At 43.1% G+C, this 8,923-nt stretch carries 10 protein-coding genes and 1 riboswitch; of the genes, 1 reads left to right on the plus strand and 9 read right to left on the minus strand.

Annotated elements, in window-relative coordinates; genetic code table 11:
• Positions 1 to 3: 3 nt before the first annotated feature.
• The 8 genes from folP to pepA all read right to left on the minus strand — a co-directional run bounded on the left by folP (position 4) and on the right by pepA (position 5,062).
• Positions 4 to 789, minus strand: coding sequence for a dihydropteroate synthase (gene folP / locus FFM57_RS07800; protein WP_371851252.1), 786 nt, complete (start codon positions 787 to 789; stop codon positions 4 to 6).
• The gene (locus FFM57_RS07805) at positions 782 to 1,375 is read right to left on the minus strand and encodes a non-canonical purine NTP pyrophosphatase (RefSeq protein WP_137599954.1); all 594 of its coding nucleotides are present in this window, start codon (positions 1,373 to 1,375) and stop codon (positions 782 to 784) included. The genes folP and FFM57_RS07805 overlap by 8 nt, the downstream gene beginning before the upstream one ends.
• Positions 1,376 to 1,942, minus strand: a complete 567-nt coding sequence (folE, locus tag FFM57_RS07810; protein ID WP_170999935.1) for a GTP cyclohydrolase I FolE — start codon at positions 1,940 to 1,942, stop codon at positions 1,376 to 1,378.
• Positions 1,936 to 2,421, minus strand: coding sequence for a 2-amino-4-hydroxy-6-hydroxymethyldihydropteridine diphosphokinase (gene folK / locus FFM57_RS07815; protein ID WP_137599956.1), 486 nt, complete (start codon positions 2,419 to 2,421; stop codon positions 1,936 to 1,938). The genes folE and folK overlap by 7 nt, the downstream gene beginning before the upstream one ends.
• Positions 2,418 to 2,786 (minus strand): dihydroneopterin aldolase, encoded by a 369-nt coding sequence (gene folB / locus FFM57_RS07820; RefSeq protein WP_137599957.1) that lies wholly within the window; start codon positions 2,784 to 2,786, stop codon positions 2,418 to 2,420. The genes folK and folB overlap by 4 nt, the downstream gene beginning before the upstream one ends.
• A 123-nt stretch (positions 2,787 to 2,909) precedes the next feature.
• Positions 2,910 to 3,521 carry a YtpR family tRNA-binding protein gene (gene ytpR / locus FFM57_RS07825; protein ID WP_371851253.1) on the minus strand — a complete coding sequence of 204 codons (612 nt, stop codon included), beginning with the start codon at positions 3,519 to 3,521 and terminating at the stop codon, positions 2,910 to 2,912.
• Between the two features lie 123 nt (positions 3,522 to 3,644).
• Positions 3,645 to 3,962 carry a thioredoxin family protein gene (locus FFM57_RS07830; protein WP_137599958.1) on the minus strand — a complete coding sequence of 106 codons (318 nt, stop codon included), beginning with the start codon at positions 3,960 to 3,962 and terminating at the stop codon, positions 3,645 to 3,647.
• 23 nt (positions 3,963 to 3,985) lie between these two features.
• The gene (pepA, locus tag FFM57_RS07835; protein ID WP_137599959.1) at positions 3,986 to 5,062 is read right to left on the minus strand and encodes a glutamyl aminopeptidase; all 1,077 of its coding nucleotides are present in this window, start codon (positions 5,060 to 5,062) and stop codon (positions 3,986 to 3,988) included.
• 157 nt (positions 5,063 to 5,219) lie between these two features.
• On the opposite strand from pepA, the gene FFM57_RS07840 reads away from it, so the two are divergent.
• On the plus strand, positions 5,220 to 5,555 hold the full coding sequence (locus FFM57_RS07840; protein ID WP_137599960.1) for a PepSY domain-containing protein: 336 nt from the start codon (positions 5,220 to 5,222) through the stop codon (positions 5,553 to 5,555).
• A 72-nt stretch (positions 5,556 to 5,627) separates the two neighbouring features.
• Here the strand turns inward: FFM57_RS07840 and mgtA are convergent, their stop codons facing one another.
• The gene (gene mgtA, locus FFM57_RS07845; protein WP_137599961.1) at positions 5,628 to 8,282 is read right to left on the minus strand and encodes a magnesium-translocating P-type ATPase; all 2,655 of its coding nucleotides are present in this window, start codon (positions 8,280 to 8,282) and stop codon (positions 5,628 to 5,630) included.
• A gap of 273 nt (positions 8,283 to 8,555) precedes the next feature.
• Positions 8,556 to 8,725: riboswitch (M-box (ykoK) riboswitch) on the minus strand.
• Positions 8,726 to 8,923: the final 198 nt, after the last annotated feature.

Raw genomic sequence — 8,923 nt, forward strand, 5'->3', positions numbered from 1 at the left:
TTTTTATAAATGCAACGTCTGGAAAACACGATTCACTTGTTGCATGCTAAAGACATCGTGGACGCGGACAATCTCCACACCCTTTTCTAGCGCCCATAATGAGGCCGCTACGGAACCGGGGTCGCGCCGTTCGGGACGCTCTTTGCCAGTGAGAAAGCCAATCGTCCGCTTACGAGAAACACCGTATAAAAGTGGATAGTCTTTCGGCCGATAACGCTCAGGGTCTTGAATTAAGCTGAGATTTTCTGCGACTGTTTTACCAAAGCCGACACCTGGATCAAAACAGATGCGTTTTTTTTCAATTCCAGCGGCGGTTAAGAGGTCCATTTTTTCTTGGTAAAACTCAGCTAAGTCTTCATCTAAAGATTTTTCTTGGCGTGTTCTGGAGTGCATCACTATGACACCTACTTGCGGGGCTTGTCTTAAAACGTCTAACATCCCAGGAACGTCTAATCCTTTGATATCATTAATCACATCAGCACCAGCAGCAATACACGCGCTAGCAACTTCAGGAAAATAAGTATCAATGGAAATGGGGAGCTCCGTCAGGGGACGAATCGCTTTTAAAACGGGTAAGACGCGGGCTAGTTCTTCTTCAGGTGTCACCTCTTGATAACCCGGGCGGGTAGATTGGCCCCCCAGGTCTAACCAGTCAGCACCGGCGGCGATTAATTCTTCAGCATGAGCTTGCGCCGCTGCCACGCCGCGATATTTCCCCCCGTCAGAAAAAGAATCGGGGGTAACATTTAAAATTCCCATCACTTGACGTTTGCCTTGAAAATCAAACAAGGATTTTCCCCTCCTTTAGTTCTTGTAATAGTTGGCGGAAGGCTTTTAGGCGCGGCGAGTATGCATTACGCTCTTGAACCGTTAATTCCGCTAATGTTTTTTTTCGTTGCGGCAAATAAAAGATTTCATCAAAGCCGTAACCGCCGCGACCAATTGGTGCCACCAGTTCGCCGACTAACTCTTTTTCCACTGCTAAATATTTTTGCGGTCCCCAACAATATACTAAACTAGCCGTTAACGTCACGCTGCGACTAGCATTAGGTTGATCTTGATACAATGCTAAGAGTTCTAAATTTTGCTGGTGAGGATCGCGGCTTTTAAAGAAACGCTGCGTCTCCACCCCTAAAATTTCGGGAAAGGCCGCCAATGCCAAGCCCCCATCATCACATAAAACCGGAAGTCGCCGCGTGCGAAAATAATACTCCGCTTTTTCTAAAGCATTAGCCAAGTAGCTAGTGCCTGTTTCTTGCGGCGGGGTACTAATATCCGGTAAACCTGCCACCAGCACACCATATTCAGCCGCGACTTGTTGATACTCTTGGAGCTTCCCTTGATTATGCGTGGCAATCAAAATTTTTGGTTTCATTTATTTTAACGCCGCTAAAAATTCTTTGCGGGTTTCATTTTCTAAAAAGCGGCCACTATAATGACTGGTGGTGGTCCGGCTATGGGGCGACTTCACCCCCCGCATCGTCATACACAAATGGCTGGCTTCAATGACGACGGCAATGCCATCATTAGGCACGTGTTGATTTAATTTGTCGGCAATCATCACTGTTAAATCTTCTTGCACGCTAGGCCGTTTGGCACAATGTTCCACGAGACGAGGAAATTTACTCAAGCCTAATACCTGTCCTCCTTTGGGATAATAGCCAATGTGCACTTCGCCAAAAAATGGCAACAAGTGATGTTCACACATGGAGTAAAAAGCGATATCTTTCACAATGACTAAATCCCCCTGGTTGTGACTAGGGAATAACTTATAATCATCAAATTCGCTAGTGAGTCCCGCGAAAACTTCTTGATACATTTTCGCCACCCGCTGTGGTGTTTCCACTAAGCCCGGACGATTCGGATCTTCCCCTACGGCTTGTAAAATTGTTTTGACTGCTGCTGTAATTGCTGCTTGTTGTTTATCTTCCATAGTTACCATGCCTCATTACTTTCTTTAACATCTTGTTGGTTGCCACTTTTTTTAATCCAGTAGTCTAAGGATTGTCCTAAAAGCACCGGTAAGTCATAGACATCCTTTAAGGGAATCAGCACAAAGGAACGCTTGGTCAGCTCCGGATGCGGAACAGTTAAGGTGGCGGTGTTACTAGTGGCGTCTGCCAACCACAAAATATCCACATCGATGCTACGGGGGCCCCAATGAATTTCCCGTTTACGTAAAAGCGTTTGTTCTACCTTTTGACAAGCGGCTAATAATGCTTGTGGCGTTAAAGAGGTTTCAATTTTTAAAACCGCATTTAAAAAATCAGCTTGTGCCAAGTAGCCATAAGGTTTAGTAGTGTAAAGTTTAGAACTAGCAATCACCGTGATGCCTGGGGTGGCACCTAGCAAGCGCCGTGCTTCTTTTAAATTAGCTAGCGGAGAACCTAAATTCGAGCCTAACGCGAGATAACCTTTCATGCGTCAAACCTTCTCTCCATTTCAATTTCGATGTAGTCGTAATTGCCTGCCATAGGGACACTGTATTTTCTAACGCGGACAAGAGCGCTAGTTAACTGTTGGCCAAAATCGGCGCCAATCACATCTAAAACGCCAGAAACTAAGGCTTCCATCAAGTCAAATTGATTATTTTCCACAAATTCTTGCACTTTGGCAGTGACTTCTGCATAGCTGACGGTATCCAGCACGTTATCCGTCTGCCCAGCTTTAGCTAGGGGTAAAGCCAATTCTAAATCTAAAGCGATTTGTTGCCCTAATTTTTTTTCTTCCGGTAATACACCGTTGTATGTATAAAAGCGCAAATTTTGTACGCGAATTTTGTCCATTGTGAACCCTCCATTTTCTTAGCTGATAAAAAAAGAACTCCGAAAAAATTTCATTTTCTCCCGTAAAAGTAAATCAAAATCACGGGAAAAGCCGAAGTTTTTTCAGGAGAATAGCACATTTTACTAGGCGAGCTCCACACTAAAAGGGGTGCCCACTGGTGTTTCTGGCGCCAACACTAAAATGCCACGTTTGGCTGAGGCATTGGGTACGCCTAATTCCCGCGCAGAACACAACATCCCAAAGCTTGCCACCCCTCGTAAATTGCCGGAGAAAATGAGACTACCATCAGGCATCATGGCACCAGGAGTTGCCGCCACCACTTTTTGCCCCGCCTCCACGTTAGGTGCCCCACAGACAATTTGTAAAGTCGTCTCAGCACTGACTTTTGTTTCGGTAATGTGTAAGTGGTCAGAGTCAGGATGCGGCACACAAGTCATGACCTCCCCCACCACAATTTTGGGTGTCGTATCGACAGTTAAACGTTCTGGAAAGTCAGCAGCTTGTAAAAGTTCATTCAATTGTGCGACTTGCGTTTCATTTAAAAAGATTTGGCCGCAGCCTTTTAAATTGAGTTTTTCAGCTTGACCGAAGAAATTTAGCGCCACCGTTTCATTGTCCGCCACCACTTTCGTTACCGGTCCCGCGGTTACTGGGGTCAGCTGAGCCCCGTGGTTGTCATTTAAAATTACCATCAGGCAATCGCCAACAGCTTTTGGATTATAACAAGTAATCAAAAATATTTCCTCCTTACGACAGTTTGCGCCTTTGATTTTAGCATAGATCTAGCAAAAAAGAAACGTAGCGAATCTTTTCGATTCGCTACGTTGATGTTTTTTTAAAATGAGCACGGCCCTTTGTTAGGCGGGAATGCTATTTAGAAATTCTTCAATTTCGGCTTTCGTCTTGCGGTCTTTATTGACTAAGCGTCCGACTGTTTGGCCATCTTTTAAGACGACAAAACTAGGAATGCCCATAATACTCATTTCCACAGCGACATCTAAAAATTGGTCGCGGTCGATTTGAATAAATTTATATTGCGGAAATTCGGCTTCGATTTCAGGTAATTGAGGTTTGATGAAGTTACAATCACCACACCACGTTGCCGTGAAAAAGAAAACATTGTCGCCACTTTTAGCATATTCAGCGATTTCTTCGAGACTTTTAGGAATAATCATTAGCAGGTTGCTCCTTTAACTTTTTATTTGCCGTAAATAATCGTATTGACAGTGGTCTTGTCTAAAGCTTTTAAAACTTGAATCAGCATTTCACGCGCTGCTTCGTAATCTTTGATGCTAAACATGGTTTGGTGGGTATGGATGTAACGACCAGGTACACCAATCACCGTACTTGGAATCCCGTTTAAGCTGGTGTGGGCGGCAGTGGCATCGGTGCCCCCTTTACTTACATAGTATTGATACGGAATGTTGTGGGTTTCGGCGGTATCTAAAATGAAGTCCCGCATATTTTTCAACATAATCATCCCCGGATCAAAAATCCGAATTAACGTTCCTTCACCTAAATGGCCAAAGGTGCCATTTTTGGTAACTGTGTCATCGGCCGGTGAACAGTCCACCGCAAAGAATAAGTCAGGTTGGAATTTATGCACAGCGCCTCTAGCCCCCCGCAAGCCAACTTCTTCTTGTACGTCACTACCGGCAATTAAAGTGTGCTGTAATTGCACATCTTGCAAAGCTTCCAATGCTTCTAAAATAGCCACGTTCCCGTAGCGGTTATCCCAAGCTTTCGAGATAATATTTTTCTTATTAGCCGTGTAAATAGTTTTCACGTCAGGCACAATCGTATCCCCTGGCCGCACACCATAACTTTCGGCTTCTTCTTTGGACTCAAAACCAGCGTCAAATAAAATATCCGTCACGCTCAGATTACTTTGACCACTACCGCCCCGTAACAAATGTGGTGGCACGGAAGCTGTAATCACCGGATAGTCACCTTCAGCAGTTTTTAAAGTAAAACGTTGGGCGGAAACAACATACGGATTCCAGCCCCCTAAAGGATTGACTTTAAATAAACCATTGGGTTGAATTTGTGTTAACATAAAGCCCACTTCGTCCATATGGGCGGCCACCATAATCCGTGGGGCTTCTTGGTCGGCATTATGCCGCAGACCAAAGACGCCTCCTAAACCATCGTATTGAATTTCATCCACAAAAGGTTCCATATGACTAGCCATATAGCTACGGATATCATTTTCAAAACCTGATGTTCCTTGTAGTTCGGTTAACTCTTTAATTGTTTGAAATGTTTTTTCTTCCATGACAACACCTTCCTCGGCGCACCGAGTCTTCCTTTCTTTCACATTGCTATCATTATAAGCGTAAAAAATGAAAAATTAAAGGATTTCCTTTTCGTGAAAAAAATTTTTTATGCTAGAATAGAACTGAAGATACGGAAGATATAAAGGAGGATTGAGAATGTTTACTAGCCAATCCAAAGATTTTTTTAAAAGTGGTTTAGCATTTGGTCTCGGCGTTGGTGCCGTAGTAGGAAGTTACAGTGCCTTATGGCTCCAAAAGAAACAAGCTGTCTCCCCAGAAAAAGTGTTAAACAAAGTGCGGCAAGCTTTCTTAAAAGAAGGGCCTATTGAAGGCTCCTGGATTGAATCGACAAAAAAACCGTTACAAAAATTTGCCATCACCCAAGAACTTTATCATGGGGGCATTAACCGTTTAGAAGACGGTAAAGTTGTCCAGTATGAATTTTCGGCTGATGCCAACACAGGTAGCATTGTGGAAATTCAAAGATTGTAAAGGAAACAGCACGCTTCCCAACAAAAAAATGGCTACGTTCCCGTTAGTGAGGACGCAGCCATTTTTTTATTTTTACAACAGTTCACCAAAGCGTTTCATGTAGATATTTTTCACGGCGGTTACAAGTAACAAATAACCGGCGATTGTCACGACTAACAACCCCCAGAAACTGATTGGCAGTGGTGCTAGTCCCAACTGAAGACCAAAACTCGTGAAAGGTAATACACTTCCCAAAAGAATGCCAAGAGAAGTCACCAACGTCATAACTACACTGGCGCGACTTTGCAAGAAGGGAACTTTTGGTGTCCGTAAAGTATGCAACACTAAAGTTTGCGTCCATAAAGATTCCACAAACCAGCCCGCATGGAACAAGGCAATAAAAGCAATTTGTTGTGGCGTCGTTAACGTGTGGAAAGGGCCCCCCACTGCGGCTGGACAAATGACAAAATACAATAAGAGATAAGTCGTGATATCAAAGATGGAGCTCGTCGGTCCTAACCAAACCATAAATTTACCAATCGTCGCAGCTTCCCATTTTTTAGGTTGTTCCAAGTACTCAGGATCCATTTTATCCCAAGGTACAGAAAGACAGGAAATATCATAGATTAAACTTAAGAATAAAAGTTGGACAGGGAGCATGGGTAAGAAAGGTAAAAAGATACTGGCCACCAAAACGGAAAAGACGTTACCAAAGTTGGAGCTCGCCGTCGCTTTAATGTACTTCATAATATTACCGAAAATTTCGCGCCCTGAGACGATGCCTTGTTCTAAAACCATTAAATCTTTTTCCAACAAGATAACATCGGCTGATTCCTTAGCAATATCCACCGCTGTATCTACCGAAATACCTACATCGGCAGCTTTCATCGCCGGGGCATCATTAATACCATCACCTAAGAAACCTACTGAATGGCCATTACTCCGCAATAGCTCCGTTAATTGTGCCTTTTGTTGAGGATTGAGTTTGACAAAAATTTGGTACTCTTCCACCACTTCAGCTAATTTTTCAGGACTTAAAGCAGCTACTTCCTCACCAGAAATCATTTTGCTCGTGTCTAAGCCCACTTGTTTACAAACGGATTTAGTTACTAAGCCATTGTCGCCAGTTAAAACTTTGACGTTCACGCCGTGTTCTTGTAAAGCTTCTAAAGCCGCTTGCGTCGTTTCTTTTGGCGGATCTAAAAAGGCCAAGTAGCCAATCAAAACCATGTTACTTTCATCTTTGACGGAAAATTCTCCCACGACACTAGGATTCGTTTTTTGGGCGATTCCTAAGACCCGTAAGCCTCCTTCGTTTAATTCCGTCACTTTCCGTAGTACTTCCGCTTTTACTTCTTCAGTCAAGGGACGAATATCGCCATTAAAATCGACGAAAGAAGAAATAGCCAGCATTTCCTCGATGGCCCCTTTGGTAATCATTTGCGTTTTACCGCTAGAATCTTCCACCACAACACTCATCCGACGGCGATCAAAGTCAAAGGGAATTTCATCGACTTTTTGATATTGAATTTCTTTGACAATTAATTCTTTTTCCGCCGCTTCAATAATCGCTACGTCTAATAAATTTTTCAAACCAGTTTGGTAATAACTGTTGAGATAAGCGTGGCGTAAAACGCGCGGATCTTCTTGCCCATCGCAAGCTAAGTGATACTCTAAAATAATTTTATCTTGGGTTAAGGTCCCCGTTTTATCCGTACATAAGACGTCAATGGCGCCAAAATTTTGAATAGCATTTAAATTTTTAATGACCGTGCCTTTTTTAGCCATAGTAGTCGCCCCCCGCACCAAGTTAGTGGTGACAATCATGGGAAGCATTTCTGGCGTTAAACCAACAGCCACGGACAAACCAAAGAGTCCAGCTTGCAACCAATCCCCTTTAGTTAAGCCATTAATAACAATTACAGTCGGTGCCATTAAAGCCATAAATTTAATTAGTAAGTAAGAAGTTTTTTTCAAACCTAGTTCAAAACTAGTCTCAATGGGTTTGGTGGATAAAACCTTGGCGATATCGCCAAATAGAGTATGGTCGCCAGTTGCTACAATGATGCCTTCAGCACTGCCAGAAATCACGTTGCTCCCCATATAAGCCATATTTTCATAGCTAGTTTCGTTAGCTTCTTGTGTAATTTTTGCATCAGCTTTCTTTTCCACCGGATAGCTTTCGCCAGTTAAAGCCGCTTGGGAAACGAAGAGATCTTTGGTGTTGATTAAACGCAAGTCAGCAGGAATCATATCCCCAGCTGATAGTTTAACGTAATCGCCGCAAACTAAATCTTCCGTTGGAATTTCGGTGAAAAAACCGTTACGTTTGACGGTAGCTGTGACTTTCACTAAAGATTTTAATTTTTCTGAAGCTTGGCTAGACTTCACCGATTGAATTAAAGTCATGGTGCCACTCACCACCACCATGACAAAAATCACAATGACGCCGAATAAATCTTTATCCCCAGGTGCGGCTAACCAATAGTCCGTGACAAAAGAAATGATCCCTAGCGCAATTAAGACGAGGGTAAAAGGCGTGATATAAGCTTTCAGCGCTTCGACAATAAAAGGCGTCTTCTTGCCGTAGGATAGGCGGTTTGCCCCAAAGTTTTCCCGCGCGATAACCACTTGATCATCGTACAACCCGGCATGGGAAGTCGTGAACCGTGCGAAAAGACCGCTTAATTTTGCTTGAGCAAAGCTTTGGTAGTTCACTAATGCATTTTTTTTAATTTGTTTTTCCATCGTAAACCCTTCTTTCTGTTTTGTTCTTAGGAGAACTGACGGAAAAAAGGGCGTGGAAAACTACTGGTGGCTATTTTGAGAATCCATCAGGGGTTGACCAGTTATTTTTTTTCGTAAGTTCTCCATCCTATGCGGGTGACTGTCGTCCATCTGATTTCATCTCCTTTATCCTTTGGTGAATTTTTTTGTTAGGGCGTTTCTTTTTGGGAAAAAAACGAAAAAGACTGCACGTCAAAACTCAACGCGCAGCCTAAAAGTCAATATCAAGTATCAGCTTTCATTCTTCGTTGAGCTTTGGCACTGTACAACGTAAAAAGCAGATGCTTTTAGCTACCTGAAGAAAGCCTTATTCTCGACAATCTTTGTTTTACCCATTGGTGTCTCTCGACGTTTTTGGGCAGTAGCCTATGTTTGTATAGGAGCCTCACCTAACAAATTATTCACTTACACTACTTATACTACAGCAATTTTTTTGAAAGTCAACCCACGGTCAGTCCCTCATTATGACAAGCGGTACAAAAAAGAACGCGTAACGTCACTCGTTACGCGCTCTTTAGTAATTTGGGCTCTTTGTCAACTGGTGTTGTTTCACATTAAATTCGCTTAGGGAAGTACTTCGGTACTTCTCTTTTTGTGTTCGG

The sequence above is a fragment of the Enterococcus nangangensis genome (genome assembly GCF_005405245.1).
Lineage (GTDB): Bacteria > Bacillota > Bacilli > Lactobacillales > Enterococcaceae > Enterococcus_J > Enterococcus_J nangangensis.